Source organism: Hoeflea phototrophica DFL-43, from assembly GCF_000154705.2.
GTDB classification, from domain to species: domain Bacteria; phylum Pseudomonadota; class Alphaproteobacteria; order Rhizobiales; family Rhizobiaceae; genus Hoeflea; species Hoeflea phototrophica.
The window spans coordinates 1-20086 of record NZ_CM002917.1 but is presented as its reverse complement, the minus strand read 5'-3'; the positions used below and the strand labels follow the sequence as shown (position 1 = coordinate 20086).

General features: G+C 58.1%; 27 protein-coding genes. 11 read left to right on the top strand and 16 right to left on the bottom strand.

Annotation, left to right across the window (positions count from 1 at the left end; translation table 11 throughout):
* The first annotated feature begins 43 nt into the window (after window positions 1-43).
* From HPDFL43_RS00135 to HPDFL43_RS00120, 4 genes are all read left to right on the top strand, one after another.
* Window positions 44-721 carry a nitroreductase family protein gene (locus HPDFL43_RS00135; RefSeq protein ID WP_007199511.1) on the top strand — a complete coding sequence of 226 codons (678 nt, stop codon included), beginning with the start codon at window positions 44-46 and terminating at the stop codon, window positions 719-721.
* Window positions 718-1152 (top strand): alternative ribosome rescue aminoacyl-tRNA hydrolase ArfB, encoded by a 435-nt coding sequence (gene arfB, locus HPDFL43_RS00130; protein WP_007199510.1) that lies wholly within the window; start codon window positions 718-720, stop codon window positions 1150-1152. The genes HPDFL43_RS00135 and arfB overlap by 4 nt, the downstream gene beginning before the upstream one ends.
* A gap of 79 nt (window positions 1153-1231) precedes the next feature.
* The gene (gene lysM / locus HPDFL43_RS00125; RefSeq protein ID WP_007199509.1) at window positions 1232-1747 is read left to right on the top strand and encodes a peptidoglycan-binding protein LysM; all 516 of its coding nucleotides are present in this window, start codon (window positions 1232-1234) and stop codon (window positions 1745-1747) included.
* Between the two features lie 27 nt (window positions 1748-1774).
* A complete protein-coding gene (locus HPDFL43_RS00120; RefSeq protein ID WP_007199508.1) occupies window positions 1775-2383 on the top strand; it encodes an alpha-ketoglutarate-dependent dioxygenase AlkB family protein in 609 nt (202 codons plus the stop codon).
* A gap of 14 nt (window positions 2384-2397) precedes the next feature.
* Here HPDFL43_RS00120 and coaA read toward each other — a convergent pair whose 3' ends face one another.
* Genes coaA through hisB form a run of 7 tightly spaced genes read right to left on the bottom strand, consistent with a single transcriptional unit; the run spans window position 2398 to window position 7103 of the window.
* Window positions 2398-3384, bottom strand: coding sequence for a type I pantothenate kinase (gene coaA, locus HPDFL43_RS00115; RefSeq protein ID WP_007199507.1), 987 nt, complete (start codon window positions 3382-3384; stop codon window positions 2398-2400).
* 2 nt (window positions 3385-3386) lie between these two features.
* Window positions 3387-3710, bottom strand: coding sequence for a phosphoribosyl-ATP diphosphatase (locus tag HPDFL43_RS00110; protein ID WP_007199506.1), 324 nt, complete (start codon window positions 3708-3710; stop codon window positions 3387-3389).
* 52 nt (window positions 3711-3762) lie between these two features.
* Window positions 3763-4539, bottom strand: a complete 777-nt coding sequence (hisF, locus tag HPDFL43_RS00105) for an imidazole glycerol phosphate synthase subunit HisF (RefSeq protein WP_007199505.1) — start codon at window positions 4537-4539, stop codon at window positions 3763-3765.
* The gene (hisA, locus tag HPDFL43_RS00100; protein ID WP_007199504.1) at window positions 4536-5306 is read right to left on the bottom strand and encodes a 1-(5-phosphoribosyl)-5-[(5-phosphoribosylamino)methylideneamino]imidazole-4-carboxamide isomerase; all 771 of its coding nucleotides are present in this window, start codon (window positions 5304-5306) and stop codon (window positions 4536-4538) included. The genes hisF and hisA overlap by 4 nt, the downstream gene beginning before the upstream one ends.
* A 1-nt stretch (window position 5307) precedes the next feature.
* Window positions 5308-5958, bottom strand: coding sequence for an imidazole glycerol phosphate synthase subunit HisH (gene hisH / locus HPDFL43_RS00095; protein ID WP_007199503.1), 651 nt, complete (start codon window positions 5956-5958; stop codon window positions 5308-5310).
* A 5-nt stretch (window positions 5959-5963) separates the two neighbouring features.
* Complete coding sequence (locus tag HPDFL43_RS00090; RefSeq protein ID WP_007199502.1) at window positions 5964-6446, bottom strand: DUF2628 domain-containing protein; 483 nt, start codon at window positions 6444-6446, stop codon at window positions 5964-5966.
* Window positions 6447-6494: 48 nt separating this feature from the next.
* Complete coding sequence (gene hisB, locus HPDFL43_RS00085; protein ID WP_007199501.1) at window positions 6495-7103, bottom strand: imidazoleglycerol-phosphate dehydratase HisB; 609 nt, start codon at window positions 7101-7103, stop codon at window positions 6495-6497.
* A 211-nt stretch (window positions 7104-7314) separates the two neighbouring features.
* Here hisB and hslV point away from each other — a divergent pair, with 211 nt between their 5' ends.
* From hslV to HPDFL43_RS00060, 5 genes are all read left to right on the top strand, one after another.
* Window positions 7315-7875 carry an ATP-dependent protease subunit HslV gene (gene hslV / locus HPDFL43_RS00080; protein WP_007199500.1) on the top strand — a complete coding sequence of 187 codons (561 nt, stop codon included), beginning with the start codon at window positions 7315-7317 and terminating at the stop codon, window positions 7873-7875.
* Window positions 7876-7900: 25 nt separating this feature from the next.
* A complete protein-coding gene (locus HPDFL43_RS00075) occupies window positions 7901-8446 on the top strand; it encodes a GNAT family N-acetyltransferase (protein ID WP_007199499.1) in 546 nt (181 codons plus the stop codon).
* Window positions 8436-9599, top strand: a complete 1164-nt coding sequence (locus HPDFL43_RS00070) for a hypothetical protein (protein WP_007199498.1) — start codon at window positions 8436-8438, stop codon at window positions 9597-9599. Before HPDFL43_RS00075 ends, HPDFL43_RS00070 begins: the two co-directional genes overlap by 11 nt.
* Window positions 9600-9606: 7 nt before the next feature.
* Entirely contained in the window at window positions 9607-10917 is a 1311-nt protein-coding gene (hslU, locus tag HPDFL43_RS00065) for an ATP-dependent protease ATPase subunit HslU (RefSeq protein WP_007199497.1), read from the top strand.
* Window positions 10918-11049: 132 nt separating this feature from the next.
* The gene (locus HPDFL43_RS00060) at window positions 11050-12021 is read left to right on the top strand and encodes a DUF1402 family protein (protein ID WP_040449429.1); all 972 of its coding nucleotides are present in this window, start codon (window positions 11050-11052) and stop codon (window positions 12019-12021) included.
* A gap of 25 nt (window positions 12022-12046) precedes the next feature.
* On the opposite strand, the gene HPDFL43_RS00055 is transcribed toward HPDFL43_RS00060, so the two are convergent.
* The 4 genes from HPDFL43_RS00055 to HPDFL43_RS00040 are packed head-to-tail and all read right to left on the bottom strand — an operon-like array spanning window position 12047 to window position 14871.
* Window positions 12047-12466, bottom strand: coding sequence for a helix-turn-helix domain-containing protein (locus tag HPDFL43_RS00055; protein ID WP_007199495.1), 420 nt, complete (start codon window positions 12464-12466; stop codon window positions 12047-12049).
* Entirely contained in the window at window positions 12463-13029 is a 567-nt protein-coding gene (locus HPDFL43_RS00050) for a Smr/MutS family protein (RefSeq protein WP_040448839.1), read from the bottom strand. The genes HPDFL43_RS00055 and HPDFL43_RS00050 overlap by 4 nt, the downstream gene beginning before the upstream one ends.
* 13 nt (window positions 13030-13042) lie before the next feature.
* Window positions 13043-14167, bottom strand: a complete 1125-nt coding sequence (gene mltA, locus HPDFL43_RS00045; protein ID WP_007199493.1) for a murein transglycosylase A — start codon at window positions 14165-14167, stop codon at window positions 13043-13045.
* Window positions 14167-14871: a Tim44/TimA family putative adaptor protein gene (locus HPDFL43_RS00040; RefSeq protein WP_007199492.1), complete on the bottom strand. Its 705-nt coding sequence runs from the start codon at window positions 14869-14871 to the stop codon at window positions 14167-14169. The genes mltA and HPDFL43_RS00040 overlap by 1 nt, the downstream gene beginning before the upstream one ends.
* A gap of 132 nt (window positions 14872-15003) precedes the next feature.
* Here HPDFL43_RS00040 and HPDFL43_RS00035 point away from each other — a divergent pair, with 132 nt between their 5' ends.
* Both HPDFL43_RS00035 and secB read left to right on the top strand, forming a co-directional pair.
* Complete coding sequence (locus tag HPDFL43_RS00035; protein ID WP_007199491.1) at window positions 15004-15558, top strand: FxsA family protein; 555 nt, start codon at window positions 15004-15006, stop codon at window positions 15556-15558.
* Window positions 15559-15654: 96 nt separating this feature from the next.
* On the top strand, window positions 15655-16167 hold the full coding sequence (gene secB / locus HPDFL43_RS00030; protein WP_007199490.1) for a protein-export chaperone SecB: 513 nt from the start codon (window positions 15655-15657) through the stop codon (window positions 16165-16167).
* Window positions 16168-16258: 91 nt separating this feature from the next.
* Here secB and dnaQ read toward each other — a convergent pair whose 3' ends face one another.
* Genes dnaQ through HPDFL43_RS00005 form a run of 5 tightly spaced genes read right to left on the bottom strand, consistent with a single transcriptional unit; the run spans window position 16259 to window position 19860 of the window.
* Entirely contained in the window at window positions 16259-16960 is a 702-nt protein-coding gene (gene dnaQ / locus HPDFL43_RS00025) for a DNA polymerase III subunit epsilon (protein WP_007199489.1), read from the bottom strand.
* 9 nt (window positions 16961-16969) lie between these two features.
* Entirely contained in the window at window positions 16970-17563 is a 594-nt protein-coding gene (gene coaE, locus HPDFL43_RS00020) for a dephospho-CoA kinase (RefSeq protein ID WP_007199488.1), read from the bottom strand.
* Window positions 17563-18417, bottom strand: a complete 855-nt coding sequence (locus HPDFL43_RS00015) for a shikimate dehydrogenase (protein ID WP_007199487.1) — start codon at window positions 18415-18417, stop codon at window positions 17563-17565. The genes coaE and HPDFL43_RS00015 overlap by 1 nt, the downstream gene beginning before the upstream one ends.
* Complete coding sequence (locus HPDFL43_RS00010) at window positions 18410-19003, bottom strand: Maf-like protein (RefSeq protein ID WP_040448828.1); 594 nt, start codon at window positions 19001-19003, stop codon at window positions 18410-18412. Before HPDFL43_RS00010 ends, HPDFL43_RS00015 begins: the two co-directional genes overlap by 8 nt.
* A gap of 35 nt (window positions 19004-19038) precedes the next feature.
* Window positions 19039-19860: a pyruvate, water dikinase regulatory protein gene (locus HPDFL43_RS00005; protein WP_040449427.1), complete on the bottom strand. Its 822-nt coding sequence runs from the start codon at window positions 19858-19860 to the stop codon at window positions 19039-19041.
* Window positions 19861-20086: the final 226 nt, after the last annotated feature.

Below are 20086 nucleotides of genomic sequence, written 5' to 3'. Positions count from 1 at the left end.
ACGCATTTTCTGCCGACCACGATCCCTGCAGGAAATCCATCACATGGCCAAGACCGCCGAGACCATAGAGCTTTCGCTGCCACGCCTGAGCGAAGCGGATATGCTGGCAGAAGCGCGCGCTTTTCATGACCGGCTGCAGTCGCGCCGGACAGTGCGTGATTTTTCGCCCGAACCGGTTGATCCGGAACTGATCCGGATTGCCGTCCGTACTGCGGGTACGGCGCCCTCTGGTGCCAACCAGCAACCCTGGAGCTTTGTCGCCATCGGCGATCCGGACACCAAGCGCGCGATCAGGCTTGCAGCCGAAGAAGAAGAGCGAACCTTTTACAAGAGCCGTGCCGGCGATGAATGGCTTGACGCCCTTGCCCCACTCGGCACCGATGCGGACAAACCGTTTCTCGAAACGGCTCCCTGGCTAATCGCCATCTTTGCGCAGCGCTGGGGCGTCGACGCCAAAGGCCGAAAGATCAAACACTATTATGTGCCCGAATCGGTTTCCATCGCCATTGGTCTGCTTATCGCCAGCCTGCATTCTGCCGGGTTGGCAACCTTGACCCATACGCCATCACCAATGGGTTTTCTCAACCAGATCTGCGGCCGGCCTGAGAATGAAAAGCCGCTTGTGTTGCTGGTGGTCGGGCACCCGGCCAAAGGCGCGCGGGTGCCGGCGATCAGCCGCAAGGACGAAAGCCAGATCCTGTTCTGGAAGGTGGACAGATGAGCACAGACGCCCTTTATGCAGCGCGGGGCATCGTGATTGCCCACTGGGAATTGAGCGAGAGCTTCATCCGTGCATCAGGTCCGGGCGGTCAGAACGTCAACAAGGTAGCGACCGCGGTGCAGTTGCGTTTTGACATCACCAACTCTCCTTCGCTGACCGATCGGGTGAAGGCCAATGCCATTCGGCTTGGCGGCAGCAGAGTGTCCAAGGAAGGCGTTCTGATTCTCGAAGCCAACCGGTTCCGGACCCAAGAGCGCAATCGGGCCGATGCGCGCGAGCGGTTGGTCGAACTGCTTGACAAGGCGTCCGCTCCACCACCGCCGCCACGGCGCAAAACCAAACCGACCCGCGGTTCGGTGGAGCGGCGGCTGGCTGCAAAATCCGGGCGGGCAGTGATCAAGAAAGCCCGGCAGAAAGTCCGCGACGATTAAATTAGCTGGTGCTTTTTCTTGGCACGGCGAATTCAGCGTGCTTATGTCAAATTCTATGTATTCAGGGAGACAAAGACTTATGGGCATTTTCGATTTCATCAAATCTGCGGGAAAGAAGCTTGGTATTGGCGGTGATGACGACGCTCCGGAAGCCGATGCCGTCAAGAAAGAACTCGATTCCTTCGGCTTGGGCACCGACAAGGTCGATGTGAAGGTTGACGGCGACAAGGTGGTGCTGTCGGGCGTGGTCGAGGATCAGTCGATTTTCGAAAAGGCCATCGTTGCGGTGGGCAACACACTCGGGATTTCCAAGGTGGAGGCCTCCGAACTGAAGGTGGTGCTGCCCGACTCCGGTCTAAAGCTCGCTGATGTCGACATGACCGCGCTGGTCGCAGCGTCAACACCGGCAAATGAGCCGAAGTTTCATACGGTTCAGAAGGGCGACAGTCTCTGGAAAGTCGCTGAAGCGGCCTATGGCAAGGGAAAAGGTGGCAAATACAAGGTGATCTTCGAGGCGAACAAGCCAATGCTTTCAGATCCCGACAAGATCTATCCGGGCCAGGTCCTGCGTATTCCAGATATCGAAACGGCCTGAACCACCAAGACACCAGAAAGGCCGGCAATGCTCGTTCTGCCCAAAGGGGTGCGCCACATTCCCGGCCATCTCGATCGCGACGAACAGACCTCTCTGGTTGAAGACATCCGGGCGGTGGTGCGGCAAGCTCCGCTGTACCGCCCGGAAATGCCAAGGACCGGCAAACCCTTGAGCGTGCGCATGACCAATTGCGGGACGCTGGGCTGGGTTTCCGACAAGGCGGGCTACCGCTACCAAGATAGCCATCCGGTCTCAGGAGCGCCCTGGCCTCCAGTCCCCAACAGACTGAAGGCATTGTGGGCCGATCTCACGGGTGAGAGCCGTCCGCCACAGGCTTGCCTGATCAATTACTATGACGTGTCGGCCCGCATGGGCCTGCACCAGGACCGCGATGAGAGCGATTTTTCCGCTCCCGTTCTGTCGGTCTCGCTGGGTGACGCCTGCCTGTTTCGCATCGGTGGCACCGAGCGCGGGCAGCCAACCAGATCATTCCGGCTTGAAAGCGGCGATGTGGTCATTCTTGGCGGGGAAAGCCGGCTTGCTTTCCATGGCGTCGACCGGATCTACCCGATGACCTCGACATTGCTCAAGGATGGCGGGCGCATCAATCTGACGCTGCGCCGGGTCGATTCCTGATACAATAAGATCATCTAGAGTTTGCGCAAGGCAACTTGCTCGATGAGGTGGTTGGGCGCCTTGCGCAGAATCAGATCGGCGCGCGGCCGCGTCGGCAGGATGTTCTGACGCAGGTTCTTCAGGTTGATGTTTTCCCAAAGGCTCTCGGCAATGGCCAGCGCTGCGTCCTCGTTGATCGTGGCGTAGCGGTGGAAGAAGGAATCCGGATCGCGGAACGCGGTCTGCCTCAGATTCATGAAGCGGTCGACATACCATTTGTGGATGTCTGCTTCTTCGGCATCAATGTAGATCGAGAAATCAAAGAAGTCCGAAACGAACGGAACAATCTTGCCGTCTTCAGGCAGGTCGCGGACCTGCAGCACATTGATCCCCTCAAAGATAAGGATGTCGGGCCGGTCGATCACGGTGTGCTCGCCAGGCAGCACATCATATGTCAGGTGGGAGTAACAGGGAGCATGCACATTGTGCTGGCCCGCCTTGATCTCTGAAAGAAACCTGAGCACCGCGCCAACATCATAGCTTTCCGGGAAGCCCTTGCGGTCCATCAGGTTTTCACGCCTGAGCACCTCGTTGGGATAAAGAAAACCATCGGTGGTCACCAGATCGACCTTGGGGCTCGAGGGCCAACGGGACAGAAGTTGGGCCAAGACACGTGCGGTGGTGGATTTGCCAACGGCCACGGATCCAGCAATTCCGATGATAAATGGCGTTTTAACGACATCGGACAGGTTGAGGAAACGCTTGCGTTGCTCAAACAGCAATTGCGAGGATTCCACATGGGCCGAGAGCAACCGCGACAATGACAGGTAGATCCGCCGCACCTCGTCAAGATCCACCGGATCGTTGAGCGAGCGCAGCTTGCGGACCTCATCCTCGCTCAAGGTAAGAGGCGTGTCAGCGCGGAATTCTGCCCATTTTTCGGCGGAGAAAAAACGGTAGGGCGAAAAATCATCGCCGGTGAAGTGATCCAGGGTGCGTGGCTGAATGTCGGTCTGGTCCATGGTTACTCCACCGGACGTCCGGCCTTCTCGGCCAATCCCGATTGCGCGGTCCGCCGCTGCAGTTCTGCCATGACTTCGTTCAGCGGGATATTACCAATTCTGAGCACGACCAACAGATGATAGAGCAGATCTGCGGATTCACCCACCAGTTCACCACGGCCTTGAGACGTTGCGGCGATTACCGTCTCGACCGCCTCTTCGCCAAGCTTCTTTGCAGCCTTGGGCATACCGGCAGCCGCCAGCTTGGCGGTCCAGGATTCCGCAGGATCAGCCGCAGCGCGTACGGCGACGATCTTTTCAAGATCGGCGAGAGTGAAACTGGTCATCGCCCTGTCTTCCCTTCAAATGATGCCATAACGGCTGAACAATCACGCCCGGTCAATCCAGACGCATGTCCAGACCTGCTGCAGCCATGTGTTGTTTGGCCTCGCCAATCGTATAGGTTCCGAAATGGAAAATCGAGGCGGCAAGAACCGCGGTGGCATGACCATCACGGATTCCCTCGACCAGATGATCGAGTGTGCCGACGCCACCCGAAGCAATCACCGGAACCCGGACTGCATCGGCAATGGTTCGGGTCAGGCCGATATCGAAGCCGGACTTGGTGCCGTCCCGGTCCATTGAGGTCAGCAGCAGCTCGCCAGCGCCAAGCTGAACCATTCGCTCGGCGAAACCCACCGCGTCGATGCCGGTGGGCGTGCGGCCGCCATGGGTGAAGATTTCCCAGCGATCAGTCTCATTGGGCCCGGAAACCTTCTTGGCGTCGACCGAGACGACAATGCACTGGTTGCCGAACTTGTCGGCGGCTTCGGCGACAAAATCCGGATTGTTGACGGCAGCGGTGTTGATCGAAACCTTGTCCGCACCCGCCAGAAGCAATTTACGGATATCGGCCACTGCCCGCACGCCACCACCAACGGTCAATGGCATGAAGCAATGCTCGGCGGTCTGCGCCACGACATCGAAAATGGTTTCGCGGTTGTCCGACGAGGCAGTGATGTCGAGAAAGCAGAGCTCATCAGCACCCGCAGCATCATAGGCCTTCGCAGCCTCAACCGGGTCTCCGGCATCGATGAGATCAACAAAATTGACGCCTTTGACGACGCGGCCGTCCTTCACATCCAGACAGGGGATGACACGGGATTTCAGGGTCATGAGCGGTCTTCCTGCTCGAATTTTGCCGGCTCAAGGGTCAGCGTTCCGTTGAGAACACCCAATGCTTCTGCCGGATCGATGCGCCCATCGTAAAGGGCGCGACCCGAGATCGCGCCTTCGAGCCTTGCGGCATCTGGCATTTTCATACGCACGATGTCGGCAATTGAAGCCAGGCCACCCGAGGCGATTACCGGGATCGACACGGCTCCCGCCAATTCGATGGTGCTCTCCCAGTTGATTCCCGCAAGCACGCCGTCGCGATCAATGTCGGTGTAGATGATGGCCGCGACCCCGGCACCTTCGAAACGTTTGGCCAGTTCGATGACACCGAGCTCGGAAGCCTCGGCCCAACCCTCGACTGCCACCTTGCCACCCTTGGCATCGATGCCGACGGCAACGCGTCCGGGAAACCTCTTGCAGGCCTCACGCACCAGGTCCGGATCGCGCACCGCAATGGTGCCAAGAATCACCCGAGCCAGGCCCTTGTCGAGCCAGCTTTCGATATGTGCCAGCGTGCGGATACCACCGCCGAGCTGAACCGGATTCTTCGTGGCCTTGAGGATCGCTTCGACCGCCGCGCCATTGACCGACTGGCCTTCAAACGCGCCATTGAGATCGACCACATGCAGCCATTCAAAGCCCTGATCCTCAAAGGCGCGAGCCTGGGCTGCCGGGTCTTCATTGTAGACCGTTGCCGAGGCCATCTCGCCCAGCTTGAGCCGGACGCACTGGCCGTCTTTGAGATCGATTGCGGGAAACAGGATCATGTCAGGGCTTCCATTTGAGGAAATTGGCAATCAGGGCAAGACCCAGCGTCTGGCTCTTTTCCGGATGGAATTGTGTTCCCGCCTTGTTTTCATGGGCAACTGCTGCCGTGACCGTTCCGCCATAGTCGCAGGTCGCGATCACATCCGCGGATTTCTTAGCCGCCAAATGATAGGAATGGACAAAATAGGCATGCAAACCGTCAGGACCAGTGGGAATGCCTTCAAACAGCGGATGCTGCGCCTGCAGATCCAGCGTGTTCCAGCCGATCTGGGGAATTTTCAAAGCCGGATTCGATGGCGCGATCTCGACCACATCACCGGAGATCCAGTTGAAGCCTTCAGAGGTGGTCTTTTCCAGACCCCGGGTCGACATCAGCTGCATGCCGACACAGATGCCCAGAAACGGACGGGCCTTGTCTTCCACAGCATGGCGAAGCGCATCGGCCATGCCATCAATGGCATTCAGACCGGCGCGGCAATCGGCATAGGCGCCAACACCAGGCAAAACCACACGATCAGCGTTTGCGACCTGATCGGCCTCGGCACTCAGGATGATCTCGGCGGATACGCCGGATTCGCGCGCGGCGCGCTCAAACGCCTTTACCGCCGAGCGCAGATTGCCCGATCCGTAGTCAACCACCACAACCCGCATCGAATTCAACTCCTTTGAACCGGCACAAGGCCGATGGTACCGGCGTCGCTCTCATCAGCGCGGCCGGGTTGCGGGAAATTCCGCGGTGGTGTGGGCCTGTCCCCCGGAACTACAGTCTTACCGCCAGACGCTCTCAAGGCATGAATCTCAAAAGCGGCGTCCGCATCATCGGCCTCGATGAGATCAATCATCTGCCAGCCCCGGCGCACAAGTGCCGCCGCACGCCAGTTGCGCCCCTCCATGGCCGTGACGGCGGACAACGCCACACCCAACGCCAGACCCGGCCAGAACAAAGCCGGATTCGTGATCATCATTGTCGAGGCAAGAGAAAGCGCAAAGGCAATCGCCGCCTCGATCCAGAGCCGGTTGAACAGCAGCCACAGCATGGGAAAAGCAAAGGCCCATGGCGCAAACCGATCGGCGACAATCACCGATCCCTCATCGGGGACCGGCGCACCCGGCCGGGCGAAAACAAGATAACAGCTCATCACGGCTCTCCGATTGTCCGCAGATGCGGCCCCGACCCCTGAAAGGCTTCAGGCCAGAGATCCCTTGGTTGAGGGAATGCGATCCTTCTGGCGCGGATCAACCTCACAGGCCGTGCGCAGGACCCGCGCCACAGCCTTGAAGCAGGTCTCGGCGATATGGTGGTTGTTCGCACCATAGAGATTGGTGACATGCAAGGTGATGCCGCCATGCTGGGCCAGAGCCTGGAAAAACTCGCGCACCAGCTCGGTGTCGAATGTCCCGATTTTCGGGGCGGAGAAATTCACATCCCAGACCAGGAACGGCCGGCCGGAAATATCAACAGCGGCACGGGTCAGGGTTTCATCCATTGCCAGATCGAGCGAGGCATAGCGGGTGATGCCCTTGCGATCGCCCAGTGCCTTGGCAAGGGCCTGGCCAATGGCAATGCCGGTGTCTTCCACGGTGTGGTGATCATCGATGTGGAGATCGCCCTTGGCTTTGATCTCGAGATCAATCAGCGAGTGGCGCGAAAGTTGCTCGAGCATGTGATCAAAAAAGCCGACTCCGGTCGAAATCGATCCGGTTCCGGTTCCGTCAACCGAGAGGCTGACAGAAATGTCGGTTTCGTTGGTCTTGCGGGCAATCGAAGCGGCGCGCGCGCTCTCGGTGGTGGCCATCGGGCGTCTCCGGGCATTGTGATCGGCGCTCAATACCAGTCTGCGGCTGAAATATCCAGAACGGGTTGCTGTCCAATGTTCAGGCGGTCCAGTTCTCAGCCGGCCCAGTTCTCGGTTGGGGAGCGATTTGCATTTGCCCTCAACGCGCTTACATAGAACTGACTTGATTGCACGGCGTCCGATCCACGCCGTTTGACGGAAAGGACGCGCCATGAGCGAGCACAATCCCTTTGGCCAGATGCATGCCACCACGATCATCACTGTGCGCAAGGGCAACCAAGTGGTGATGGCTGGCGACGGACAGGTCAGCCTTGGTCAAACGGTCATGAAGGGCAATGCCCGCAAGGTCCGCCGTATCGGTAAGGACAATTCAGTCGTTGCCGGCTTTGCCGGGGCCACGGCGGATGCATTCACGCTTCTTGAGCGGCTTGAAGCCAAGCTCGAGCAATATCCCGATCAGCTCACCCGTGCCGCGGTGGAACTGGCCAAGGACTGGCGCACCGACCGCTATCTCAGACGGCTTGAGGCGATGATGCTGGTGGCCGACAAGACTGTCACCCTGGCGATCACCGGCAATGGCGATGTTCTGGAACCCGAACACGGCACCATGGCGATCGGTTCAGGCGGCAATTATGCCTATGCAGCCGCAAGGGCTTTGATGGACGGCGACAAGAGTGCTGAGGAGATCGCCCGGCGCGCAATGGAAATCGCCGGGGATATCTGCGTCTACACCAACACAAACATCGTGATCGAAACTCTTGAGCTCGATTGATTCCGGCCAGATAAGCTTCCGGTCCGTGAGCGCGCATGACTATGAGCTGCTCGAAAACTGGATGCGACGGTCGCACTGGCAGGAATGGTGGGGCGAGGCGGAAACCGAGCTCGGCTATGTCCGCGACATGGTCGAAGGGCGCGACACCACACGCCCTTACCTGTTTGCGCTCGATGGCGAGCCAGCCGGCTACATTCAGGCCTGGATGATCGGTGACCATCTGACAGAGCCATGGCTCAGCGAGACGCCTTGGCTGCGTGACGTCCCGTCCGACAGCATTGGCATCGACCTGGCGATTGGCGACGTTGAAAATCTCTCCAGAGGACTGGGAACCGCTGCCCTGAAAGCGTTTGCCAAAATGTTGATCGAGGAAGGCCATCGCCACATCCTGATCGATCCGGACGCAGCCAATCTTCGAGCCATCAGAGCCTATCAGAAAGCCGGTTTTGAACAGCTTCTGATCGCACCAGATCCTGAGCACGAGGGCCAGTCCACCATGATCATGCAGCTGTCAATCGACGGCAATCAGGCTCAATCAGGCAATCAGACGGGTATTCAGCATGATAGATGAGACCACACTCGATCTGGCGGTTACCAGAGGAGTTCTGGATGCAGACCAGCGGCAGGCGTTGATCGCACTGGCCAAGGAGAACCGGCCAGCAGCCGAGGTTGATCGAGGTGATGCAGACCCCTCTGTCGATGATCAGATGCGGCTTGTTGGCGGCGGCAACGATATTTTTGTCACCGTCGGCATCATTTTGCTGTTTTCCGGAGCACTGTTCGCGCTGCAATCGGTTTTTGCACCGGGCGACAACCTCATCTGGGTCATCATGGCCATAAGCAGTTGGCTGGTTGCGGAAATCGTCACGCGGCAAAAGCGGATGCGGCTTTCAAGCACCCTGCTGGCGCTGGTTTTCGTGTTTGCAGCGGCGTCCCTGCTCACGGAACTGCTGGCCGGACGTATCAGTATTCCGAGCCAGATCAACGCTTTCTCGCTGATGGCGCTGCGATCAGAAGCAGGCCAGGTTGCCTTGATCCTCGGCGGAGGTCTGATCGCTGCGGCAGCGGTCTATTTCTTCCGGTTCAAGGTTCCCGTGCTGGCGGGGGTGATTGCGATTGCAGTAACCGGCCTGGGCTTTCTCGGAGCAATCGTGTTTTACCATGACCAGCTGATCAGCGGGGCAGTCGCGGCACCAATACCCGAACAGCTTGCGGATGTTGTCGCCAATGCGCTCATCATCCCGCTGGTTTGCGGGCTTTTGATTTTTGCGGTTGCCGTTGCATTCGATCTGCGTGACCGGGAACGCCAGACCGTCTGGTCAGACTGCGCCTTCTGGCTTCATGTCGTCTCCGCGCCACTATTGGTGCATCCATTGTTCATCCTGTCCACTGGTCAGGAGGTCTTGTCGGGACAGATCGAGCCGGGCATCAGCGCAAGCATATTGCTTGGCCTGATGATCACCACTTTCGTGATCGTGGCGCTGGCAATCGACCGGCGCTCCCTGCTTGCGCCAACCCTTGCCTATTTTGGCTCGGTTGGAATCTACTACCTGATCAACGGGGCGGCCAACACCACAGGCATTCCACCCTTTGCACTGATCCTGATCGTGATCGGTGCAGTGGTGATCCTGTTCGGCGCGGGCTGGCAGCGGATCCGCCGCTTGATTATCAAGCCACTGGTTCCCACATCGATCCTCGACAGGCTTCCACCGATAAAGGCATAGTCCAGACATGACCACTTTTTCACCTCGTGAGACCGTAACCGAACTCGACCGGTTCATTATCGGCCAGAAGGATGCCAAACGGGCGGTCGCCATCGCATTGAGAAACCGTTGGCGCCGTCAGCAGCTGACAGGTCCGCTGCGCGAAGAGGTGATGCCAAAGAACATTTTGATGATCGGACCAACAGGGGTCGGCAAGACGGAGATCTCACGCCGCCTGGCGCGGCTTGCCGGTGCGCCGTTCATCAAGGTGGAAGCCACGAAATTCACCGAAGTTGGCTATGTTGGCCGTGATGTCGAGCAGATCATCCGCGATCTCGTGGAAGCTGGAATCATGCTGGTGCGCGAACGCAAGCGCGGCGAAGTCGAGGCCAAGGCGCGGCTGAACGCCGAGGAGCGGGTGCTGGATGCGCTGGTTGGTGCGACGGCATCGCCTGCGACCCGCGATTCGTTCCGCAAGAAACTTCGCGACGGTCTGCTTGACGACAAGGAAATCGAGATCGAGGTTGCCGACAACAGCGCGGGCGGCATGCCGCAATTCGATCTGCCCGGAATGCCAGGCGGCAATATCGGTGTGCTCAACCTGAATGACTTGTTTGGCAAGGCGATGGGCGGACGCACCCGCAAGATCAAGACAACGGTTCGTGATTCGTACGACACACTGATTGGAGATGAATCCGACAAGCTCCTGGACATGGACCAGATCCATCAGGAGGCGCTGAAATCTGCAGAAGATGACGGCATCGTCTTTATTGACGAGATCGACAAGATCGCCAACCGCGAGGGCGGCATGGGTGCCGGGGTCTCTCGCGAAGGCGTTCAGCGCGATCTTCTTCCTTTGGTGGAGGGAACCACAGTTGCAACCAAATATGGTCCGGTGAAGACCGATCACATCTTGTTTATCGCGTCAGGCGCGTTTCACGTTTCCAAACCATCGGACCTGCTTCCTGAGCTGCAGGGCCGGTTGCCGATCCGGGTTGAACTGCGGGCTCTTACAAAGGACGATTTCCGACGGATTCTGACGGAGACCGAGGCCAGCCTGATCAAGCAATACGTAGCTTTGATGGGCACCGAAGACATGACGCTCGAGTTCACCGAGGATGCGATCGATGCTCTCGCCGAAGTCGCTGTTCATCTCAACGGCAGCATCGAGAACATCGGCGCGCGCCGCTTGCAAACGGTGATGGAACGGGTTCTCGACGATATTTCTTTTACCGCGCCAGATCAGTCGGGCTCGACAATCACGATTGATTCGGACTATGTCCGGAAGAACGTTGGCGACCTTGCGCAAAACACAGATTTGTCCCGTTTTATACTCTAACGGGATAAGCAGTTGGTCCTGTCGGTCGGCTTTGCCAGTTGGCTTTGGTCTTGGATCAGCAATGATGCGTTGTGTTTGGTGTGAGGCCGGATCCCGGAGGCGCTGAGGAGAAGCATGATCGTGGCCCGCAATATGCTCAAGACAGTGATAGCCATCTCGGCCGCATTTGTCGTCAGCATAGCTCCGCTGTCTGCCGCAATTGCCGTTGAAGTGGTGCCGGCAGGGAACCGCAATGCAAAGCAGCCTGAAATTCCAGGCGCATCCAAGCGGCGAACCCAGGCAACAAAATCGAGCTTTGACGAGAAGTATGAGAAGATTCGTGATCTGATTGCGGGTGATGACAAGCTAAAGCGGAAAATACGGAGTGTTTCAAAGCTCTACAAAATTGATCCGATCCATATAGTCGGCGCTTTGGTCGGGGAGCACACCTACAATGTTGATGCCTATGACCGGCTGCAGACTTACTACATCAAAGCAGTCTCTTATGCCGGGGAACGGTTCCGTTTCGAGTATGACGGCGAAACGGTTGTCAATTTTGTCGAAAGGCCTCAGTTTGAATCCTGCGACGAAGACGCCGGGTCGGCGGAAGTGTGGACCTGCCGCGAGGAGATCTGGGAAAGCAAGTTCCGCGGCAAAACAGTCGATGGCAAGAAATTTCCCAATGACCGGTTTGGCGCCGTGTTCTTTCAGCCCTTTTTTGCAGGTCAAACCTTTGGTCTGGGGCAACTCAATCCGCTGACTGCGCTGATGCACAGTGACCGGGTGAGCAAGGTTTCGCGATATCGCAAGCTGAGCGCCGCAAATGCCGCCCAAGTGTATGAAGCGATCATGGAGCCGGATTCGACCCTTGCCTTCATGGCCGCCTCAATTGTCGAATCGATCGAGAACTACCACGACATTGCCGGATTCGATATCTCCAGGAACCCGGGCGTGACAGCAACACTCTACAATGTCGGCAATTCTGCCAAGCGCGCGCGCGATCTGGCCGAGACAAACCGGAAACGCGCAAACCGCGGACAAAAGCGGATCTTGCCTGCTGAGAATTACTACGGGTGGCTGGTTAATCATCACGAAGACGAGCTGCGCGAAACGATCAGCAACTAGCCAAGCAATCCTAATTTACAGAAATTTACCGCGGAAGCTTGTCGCCAAATCCTGACCTGATCGGGTGGGACCCCGCCGGACTGTTGTTCCGCTCGATCGGTTCGATCAGCTTTGCAATATCGTCCAGCGTCTCGGGCTCCAACCTGGCCATCACCGCCGCCAGCCGATTGGCGATCTCTGTGGCCTTGGATGACAGCCCAGCCGTATCGATCGTCACCTTCGGGCGCGACAGTCCGGCAAGCATCTGCAACTCCTCCGCCTCGTCCCAGATGATGTTGAAATAGCCGATAACGCGTTGGATGAATTCCCAGCTCGGCTCGGAGCGCTTGCCATGTTCAAGCGCGGACAGATAGGCTGGTGAAACCCCCAATGCCTCAGCCATATGACGCTGGGTCACACCACGTTCGGCCCGAAGTTTTCGCACGGCTTCACCAAACGGGGTCATCGCGGTCCGCCTCTCTCCCTGCGTAGGCGGATATAGAGCGCCCCTTCGCCGCCATGGCTTCGGGCAGCATCCTCATGGCCGGAGATCAGAAACCTGAACTCCGGCTTGGCGAGCCACTCCGGAACCAGCCGCTTGAGAACACCCTGGCTTCCGCGTGAGGAGCCCTTGCCGGTGATGACCAAGACGTGGCGAAGGCCACGCTCATGAGCCCGAGCGATAAAGTCGAACAGCAGATTGTGCGCCTCGGACTGGGTCAGTCCATGAAGGTCGATCCGTCCGTCGATCGGCAAGCGGCCACGCGCGAGTTTGCGCACCACCGGCTTCTCAATCGGATGATGTTTTGGCCTTTGAGAAACTTCGGGCTTGGGAATCGGGACAGGCCGGGATGACGGCTGAAGATCCGGGCGCTCCGATTTGGCCGAAATCGCCGGGGAAGCCGGGTCTTCCTTCAGGAACCAGTCATCTTCCTCAACCGACTTGCCCGGATAGGCTTCAACTGTCCGCGCGATCCTGGCCCAGATTATGCGATCTTCATGGCTGAGATTGCGTTTGTCGTCACTCATCACAAACCACTCGTCAATGGGCCCGCCGCGCGCAGCCAGATTCCTTGGGTGCAAGGATGAAAAACCGCGCCCCGGTGTTGATTGATCCGGCCTTTTCTCCCGCTTGAGGACCACATCCGGCAAAGAGATCACCGCGAGCCGGCCCGACGATTGCGGTGCCGGTGTCCTGGGCAATCATCAGCCGCGCAAATGGGCGGGCTGCATCGAAATCCTCAAGCTGGGGCGCAACGACAAAGATCGGTGTGCCGAAGCTGTGAACATGGCGGTCAACTGCCAGTGACCGGCCCGGTTCAAGCGGGACCTTGGCGGCCGCCACCGGGCCCAGCCGTTCTTCCGTGACCTCCGCCTCCCGGAAGAAGATGAAGGATCGATTCTGCCACATCAACTCATCCGCAAGCTCCGGATGTTGCGCAAGCCAGTGGCGGATTGAGGCCATCGAGATGGCATCACGGGAGATCTCGCCGCGCTCGATCAACAGGCGACCGATTCCAGTGAATGGGTGTCCGCTCTTGCCGTCATAGGTGATCCGCCGTGTGCGTTGCCCGGGGCATGTGAGCCGGGCGCAGCCCTGGACATGGGCAAAGAACACATCCACCCGTGAAGTCGCCCAGGCAATCTCGAGGTTCTGTCCATCAAATGCGCCCGATTCTATCTCGCGGCGATCCGGGCACGGACGGACCCCACCCTCGGTTTCGAGCATGAAAGCATAGCCCTGCGGAATTCCAATGGGAGGTTTTTCCGGGTCGGGAACCTTGGAAAGCGCCACAGGCCTCCGCAGAAACGGATAGCGGAAAATGCCGTCAGGTTCGGTCCGGATCTCGATTTCCGGCTCGTAATAACCAGTCACGTGGCCCGGGGCCTCATCAGTGAGGATTTCCAGCGGTTGAAACCAGTGTTCAAAAAAAGCGCGGGCTTCCTGGTCGGACAGACGCCCGCTCTGACGATTTTCGACTTCCAGAGCTGCCTGGAAGACCGGCTCAAATTCAACGGCTGACAGACCTAGAGAGCCTGACTTGTAAGGCGTCACCTCAAGGGCGTATCGGGCAGAACGACAAAAGGCGACAAAAGCTGTGGCAGGGGAATCAGCTGCCCAACCGGGCAGCTGGCTGAAACCCTCCCGCCGCAGCGATAGCGGCATTACTGATCGGCTTCCGTCGCAATCAGGCGCCAGTTCGGATCACGCGACCGGGTGTCACGCGTAAAGGTCCAGACATCATTGACGTCAGTGACCTCCACCAGATCGCCCTCAACCACCTCACCATCCTTGTCGAGCGTGGCAGAAATCAGCTGGCTGATGATACGCAGCGTGACATTGGCCTCGGTGCCTTTCATTTCCGCCTGAATGATATTGGCCTTTTCAATTCCAACAAAATTCGACCGGACGGTTTCGCCGCGGGCTTCGCGTTCATCTATGGCTGAAACAAAGCCGTCGAAAACCTCCCGGGACAAAAGCGACTTGAGCGTCTTGCGGTCGCCATCGGCATAGGCGGACACAATCATCTCGTACGCCATGGTGGCGCCGCCGACGAATTCCTTCGGATTGAAGGACGGATCAGCCTTGACCAGTTCGCGTAGCCCTTTGTTGAGATCGCTGCCCGGTTCCGCATAGGCATCCACAGCGGCGAATGCATCAGGTTCGGCAGCTTCACGGCCACGGCGCGGCAAGGTGACCACTTTCGGATCATCAATCCCATCCTGTGCGTCAGTCTGGTCGCGCCGCTCCATCTGCTCGCGTGGCGGCCGTTCATGTCCCGTCCGCTTCCCGAGTACAGCCCGGAGCTGGATGAACACAATCACCGCCGCAACGAAAAAGAAGAACGTCACAAAATCAAAGGAACCCATTCCCGCCTTCTTTCGGTTTCATCCTCAGTTAGGATGCATATAATCCTCTCGGGCCCATCAATCAAAGGGTCCGACCTTTCTATTTGTCGCAGCCGGTCAATCCGGCGCAGATTCTGCACCCGGATTTTCATCATGCGCTTCTCCTTTATCCCGTTTTTGCTCTTGGTCATACCGCTTGCCGAGATTGCCGCCTTTGTGGTGATTGGTGGCCAGATCGGCGTCTGGGCAACGCTCGGCATGGTGTTGCTGACAGCCGCTATCGGCAGTTTTCTGCTTCGTTGGCAGGGTGTTGGCCTTTTCAACAAGATCAACACTGAATTGCGGGCGAACCGGGTTCCCGGCCGTGAACTGGTGCATGGGGTCATGATTCTTGTCGCGGGGGTGTTGCTGCTGACGCCTGGCTTTGTCACTGATTCGCTTGGATTCCTTTTGTTTGTTCCGGCGTTCCGCGACATGGTCTGGAGGTTGGTGAAAGACCGGATCGTGGTTCAGACGATGTCGGCGCGACATGGTGGAGGCCCGACAGGAGCCACGAGAAAGAGTGATGACGTGGTCGATCTCGGAGAAGACGAGTTCGAGCGGCAAGGCGACCCATCATCGCCATGGTCGGAAGATCACGGGCGAGGGGGCGGAGAGACAGGCAGCCAGGAGCGCCTTCCTGGGCGCGATACAAAGAAGCGCGAATGAGCAAACGGGTTGTAACAATCGTGGTGAAATGCTAGCCCACCCCCGAACAATTTACCGGACAACCGCCCTCGGCGGACGAAAACAGGGAAGAGCCATATGGCAAAGGATACTACTGGCGCAGGCGCCGCAGCACCCGCAGATGCAAAAGGCAATGGTGCAGCGCCAGCGCTCAACATTCTGGCACAATATGTGAAGGATTTGTCGTTTGAAAATCCTGGTGCGCCCAAGTCGCTTGGTCCACGCGACAAGGCTCCGGAGATCAACATCAACGTCAACGTCAATGCCAACCCGCTTGGTGAGACCGAATTTGATGTGGTGCTGACACTGAATGCCGAAGCCAAGAATGGCGAAACCGTGGTTTTCAATGTCGAGCTGGTCTATGGCGGTGTTTTCCGGGTCGCCAATTTCCCGCAGGAGCACATGCTGCCGCTGCTGTTCATCGAATGCCCGCGGCTGCTGTTCCCGTTCGCAAGGCAGATCGTTGCCGACGCAACGCGCAATGGCGGTTTCCCGCCCCTGTTGATCGATCCGATCGACTTTGCGCAGATGTTCCAGCAGCGCATGGCGGAAGAAAAGACAAAGGCTCAGGTCGAAAACCCGGTCAATTGATGAGCAAATCAGGTTTTAGGAAAGCCGCCTTCGGGCGGCTTTTTCACATTTTGGCGTAACGCAAACCAAATTGGATTGAAGAGAACCTTCGTCAGGTCCGATTGGCCTTGAGCCACAGCGCATCAGCACCGATCCGGTTCACCAGTGTTGAATGGGCCTCGAGTTCGCCAGCGGTAAGCCGCTCAGGCAGTTTGCCGGGCCTCTCGCCGATTTCGATGACAACACTCTCCGATTCTTCCGTCTTGTTACCGGCTTCTGCCGAAGACAGACCCAGTGCCGCCTGCCGGCCGCCGCGCATCTCGATATAGACGTCCGTCAGCAGTTCGGCATCAAGCAGCGCGCCATGTTTGGTGCGGTGGGCGTTGTCGATGCCATAACGGCGGCACAAAGCATCCAGCGAATTGGGGCCCATCGGATGCCGCCGGCGGGCAAGTGCCAAGGTGTCAATGACCAGTCCTGGATCGACAGGTGGCAACCCGATACGATCAAATTCGGCGTTCAAAAACCCCATGTCAAAATTGGCGTTGTGCGCGACGTAATGGGCGCCATCGAAAAAAGCGGCTATTTCATCGGCAAGGTCGGCAAACACCGGCTTGTCAGCCAAGAACTGATCGGTGATGCCGTGCACTGCCAGCGCATCGGGATGAACAGCCCGGCCATCGGGATTGATGAACAGGTGCAGGGACCGACCAGTCGGGAACTGGTTTTCAAGCTCAACGCAGCCAATCTCGATAATCCGGTCAACCTTGTTGTCGAGGCCCGTTGTTTCAGTGTCGAAAACGATTTCGCGCATGGCGTTTTCCTAGTCCTGATGGTTTTCGCCAAGCTGGCTGATGATGTCGGCAACTTGCCAGCGCGCTGGCTCAAGGCCCTTTCCCGTGTCGATCACGAAATCGGCGCGAGCGCGCTTTTCAGCATCGGGCAACTGCCTGGCAACAATAGAGTCGAATTTGTCCTCAGTCATCCCCGGCCGGGCCAGAACACGCTGGCGCTGGATATCCGGATCACAGCTTACCACGACAACGGTATCAACCCGCTTTTCCCCGCCGGTTTCATAAAGCAGCGGGATGTCGAGCAGCGCCATTGCATGGCCGTCAATCCGGGCTTGATTAAGAAAAGCATGCTCGCGTTCACGCACCAGCGGATGGATGATGGCTTCGAGCCGTTTGAAGCCGGCCGGATCGCGCAGAAGGATTTCCAACAGTGCCTGACGATCAACGATACCGGCTGAGGTGGAGCCCGGAAAAGCCGCTTCTACCAACTTGACTGCGTCACCGCGGTAGAGTTCGTGAACAATCTCGTCGGCGCTGATCACCGGAACACCGGCCGCCTTGAACATCTCGGCAGTGGTGGACTTTCCCATGCCGATGGATCCTGTGAGACCAATGACAATCATCAGTGGGCCTCAATATCGGCGATGACCAGATCGCGCAGGGATTTGGTCACGGCCGGCGTCCTGCCAAACCATTTCTCAAAACCGGGAGCGGCCTGATGCAGCAACATTCCAAGTCCATCGACCGTTGCGAGACCCTGGCTCGCAGCCATTGCCATGATGGGGGTGACCAACGGAACATAAACAATGTCCGTGACCAAGGCGCCGGTGGCCAATCTGGAGAAGTCGATGTCGGGTACCGGTGTGCCACCCATTCCAAGCGAGGTTGTGTTGACAAACAGGTTCGCACCGGAGCTCACATCATCCAGCTCATCAATGCTGTGGGCGGAAACACCACCACCAAAGCGGTCGGACAATTCCTGTGCACGAGCGAGGGTGCGGTTGACGATCCGGATCGAGGTAAAACCCCGCGCCTTGAGCGCATGGAGGATGGCGCGACTGGCGCCTCCAGCGCCGAACACCACAGCGGTCTTGCCGCGATCCCAGCCAGGTTCCAGCTCATCGAGGTTTGCCGAAAATCCATGTGAATCCGTGTTGGTGGCGCAGAGGCGGCCAGCTTCGAGCCACACTGTGTTGACCGCGCCGATTTGCTTTGCGGTTTCGTCAATGTTGTCGACGAGGTCGGCGATCGCCTGTTTGTGCGGAAGGGTTACATTTCCGCCGGCATAGCTCGATGTCCCATCCTTGAGCGCAGCGACAAAGCGCTTGAGGTCTGATTCGCGGATATGGACCGGATCATACGAGCCTTTGATTCCCGCCGTTTCGAGCCAATGCCGGTGGATCAATGGCGAGCGGGAATGGCTGATCGGATCGCCAATCACGAAGGCACGGGGATGTAGCGGATTTTGATCAGCCATCGATCACCTCCAGACTGCGCAGTTCGGCGAGCAGAGGCAACATCGGCAGGCCGATGATGGTGAAGTAAGCACCTTCTATCCGCTCGAACAGCTGGATGCCCTCGCCTTCATATTGATAGGCACCCACTGAAGACAGGATTCTGTCTCCGGCACTGGCAAGGTGGCGGCCAATGAATCCCGGGTCGAGCTGGCGCATGGTCATGCGGGCAACGGACACGTGGCGCCAAAGCGTTTCACCATCGCGTGCAAGCACCACCGCGCTGTTGAGCTGATGCGTCCTGCCTGAGAGCTTGAGCAGCCGGCGTCTGGCATCTTCCATGTCTTTCGGCTTGTGAAAGACTTCACCTTCAAGCGCCAGCGTCTGGTCCGATCCGATGACAACGCAGCCCGGATGCCGGGCTGAGACATCCTGGGCCTTCGCCTCGGCGAGGATGATCGCAACATCTTCCGGGTCCATCGCGCCAAGCGTATCCTCGATGGCGCGTTCATCGATGTCGGCGGCTTCCGCGACAAAGCTGAGCCCGGCATTTTGCAGGAGCGCTTTTCTGAATGGGCTTGCGGAGGCAAGAACAAGCTTGGTCGACATGAAGGCTCCCAATAGCGGACCGAGGCTGGGTTGAGTTAGCGCCACTTTGGCCGCAAGGCAAGAATCGCGGCGGCAGTCTCCTCGATCGAGCGGCGGGTCACATCGATCGCGGGCCAGTTGTGCCGTTCACACAGCGAACGGGCATATTTGAGCTCCTCGCTGATCAATGACCGGTCGGTATAGTGCTCACCCTGATAGCCAGCGGTTGACCCGAGAACACGGTTCTGCCGGACCTGTGCTATCCGGTCAACCGACGCGATCAGGCCAACGACCAGTGGCTTCTTCGCGGTGATCAACCCTTCGGGCAAGGGTACCCCATGAACGATAGGGATGTTTGCGGTCTTGATTCCACGATTTGCAAGATAGATCGAGGTTGGGGTCTTGGACGTCCGGCTGATACCGATGATCACAAGATCGGCTTCATCAAAGTCCGCAGGTAATTGCCCGTCGTCGTGATCAAGGGTGAAATTGAGCGCATCGATGCGTTTGAAGTAATCCTCGCCCATCGCATGCTGGGCACCGACCCGGCGGCGAGACGGGGCACCGAGATAGGATTGAAAGACATTGATGACCGGTTCGAGCACCGAGACACTGGGAAGGCCCATGTCGCGGCATTTGAGTTCAATGATGGCGGCAAGTTCTGAATCCACAATCGTATAGAGCACAATTCCAGGCGCTCCATCGATGGCGTCGAGAACCGCAAAGAGCTGCTTGCGCGTTCTGATCAACGGATAGACGTGCTCAAGTGCCTGCGCGCCCTGAAATTGTGCTGCAGCAGCGCGGCCAGCGGCCATCAGGGTTTCGCCTGTCGAATCGGAGATCAGATGCAGATGGAAATAGTTTTTAACCTGCTCCACAGATATCTCCGCGGTCTGTTGATAAGAGGGGACAGGCACGAGGTAAGGGGTCAGCGGCTGCGAAAGCAAGGGACAGGGTGAGGGTTTTTCCACAATAGTGGTTTCGGGGAAGGAATCTGGCGATGGCTTCGGACTTTTGGGGATAAGCTTGCCAAAGCGAATTTTGGCCGGCTTGAGATCAGAATGATCCTTCAGCAATCAAACGGGTTTGGCTGCTGTGAGAGCT

Bases quoted from the DNA above. Each gene is read 5' to 3' on its own strand.
- secB (WP_007199490.1), top strand. From the start codon at position 15,655: ATGGCAAAGGATACTACTGGCGCAGGCGCCGCAGCACCCGCAGATGCA.
- coaA (WP_007199507.1), bottom strand. From the start codon at position 3,384: ATGGACCAGACCGACATTCAGCCACGCACCCTGGATCACTTCACCGGC.
- HPDFL43_RS00135 (WP_007199511.1), top strand. From the start codon at position 44: ATGGCCAAGACCGCCGAGACCATAGAGCTTTCGCTGCCACGCCTGAGC.
- dnaQ (WP_007199489.1), bottom strand. From the start codon at position 16,960: ATGCGCGAAATCGTTTTCGACACTGAAACAACGGGCCTCGACAACAAG.
- HPDFL43_RS00060 (WP_040449429.1), top strand. From the start codon at position 11,050: ATGCTCAAGACAGTGATAGCCATCTCGGCCGCATTTGTCGTCAGCATA.
- hisB (WP_007199501.1), bottom strand. From the start codon at position 7,103: ATGGCCACCACCGAGAGCGCGCGCGCCGCTTCGATTGCCCGCAAGACC.
- HPDFL43_RS00055 (WP_007199495.1), bottom strand. From the start codon at position 12,466: ATGACCCCGTTTGGTGAAGCCGTGCGAAAACTTCGGGCCGAACGTGGT.
- hisF (WP_007199505.1), bottom strand. From the start codon at position 4,539: ATGACCCTGAAATCCCGTGTCATCCCCTGTCTGGATGTGAAGGACGGC.
- lysM (WP_007199509.1), top strand. From the start codon at position 1,232: ATGGGCATTTTCGATTTCATCAAATCTGCGGGAAAGAAGCTTGGTATT.
- hslU (WP_007199497.1), top strand. From the start codon at position 9,607: ATGACCACTTTTTCACCTCGTGAGACCGTAACCGAACTCGACCGGTTC.
- HPDFL43_RS00010 (WP_040448828.1), bottom strand. From the start codon at position 19,003: ATGTCGACCAAGCTTGTTCTTGCCTCCGCAAGCCCATTCAGAAAAGCG.
- HPDFL43_RS00035 (WP_007199491.1), top strand. From the start codon at position 15,004: ATGCGCTTCTCCTTTATCCCGTTTTTGCTCTTGGTCATACCGCTTGCC.
- mltA (WP_007199493.1), bottom strand. From the start codon at position 14,167: ATGCCGCTATCGCTGCGGCGGGAGGGTTTCAGCCAGCTGCCCGGTTGG.
- HPDFL43_RS00090 (WP_007199502.1), bottom strand. From the start codon at position 6,446: ATGAGCTGTTATCTTGTTTTCGCCCGGCCGGGTGCGCCGGTCCCCGAT.
- HPDFL43_RS00040 (WP_007199492.1), bottom strand. From the start codon at position 14,871: ATGGGTTCCTTTGATTTTGTGACGTTCTTCTTTTTCGTTGCGGCGGTG.
- HPDFL43_RS00120 (WP_007199508.1), top strand. From the start codon at position 1,775: ATGCTCGTTCTGCCCAAAGGGGTGCGCCACATTCCCGGCCATCTCGAT.
- hslV (WP_007199500.1), top strand. From the start codon at position 7,315: ATGAGCGAGCACAATCCCTTTGGCCAGATGCATGCCACCACGATCATC.
- HPDFL43_RS00050 (WP_040448839.1), bottom strand. From the start codon at position 13,029: ATGAGTGACGACAAACGCAATCTCAGCCATGAAGATCGCATAATCTGG.
- coaE (WP_007199488.1), bottom strand. From the start codon at position 17,563: ATGATTGTCATTGGTCTCACAGGATCCATCGGCATGGGAAAGTCCACC.
- HPDFL43_RS00070 (WP_007199498.1), top strand. From the start codon at position 8,436: ATGATAGATGAGACCACACTCGATCTGGCGGTTACCAGAGGAGTTCTG.
- HPDFL43_RS00110 (WP_007199506.1), bottom strand. From the start codon at position 3,710: ATGACCAGTTTCACTCTCGCCGATCTTGAAAAGATCGTCGCCGTACGC.
- hisA (WP_007199504.1), bottom strand. From the start codon at position 5,306: ATGATCCTGTTTCCCGCAATCGATCTCAAAGACGGCCAGTGCGTCCGG.
- HPDFL43_RS00015 (WP_007199487.1), bottom strand. From the start codon at position 18,417: ATGGCTGATCAAAATCCGCTACATCCCCGTGCCTTCGTGATTGGCGAT.
- hisH (WP_007199503.1), bottom strand. From the start codon at position 5,958: ATGCGGGTTGTGGTGGTTGACTACGGATCGGGCAATCTGCGCTCGGCG.
- arfB (WP_007199510.1), top strand. From the start codon at position 718: ATGAGCACAGACGCCCTTTATGCAGCGCGGGGCATCGTGATTGCCCAC.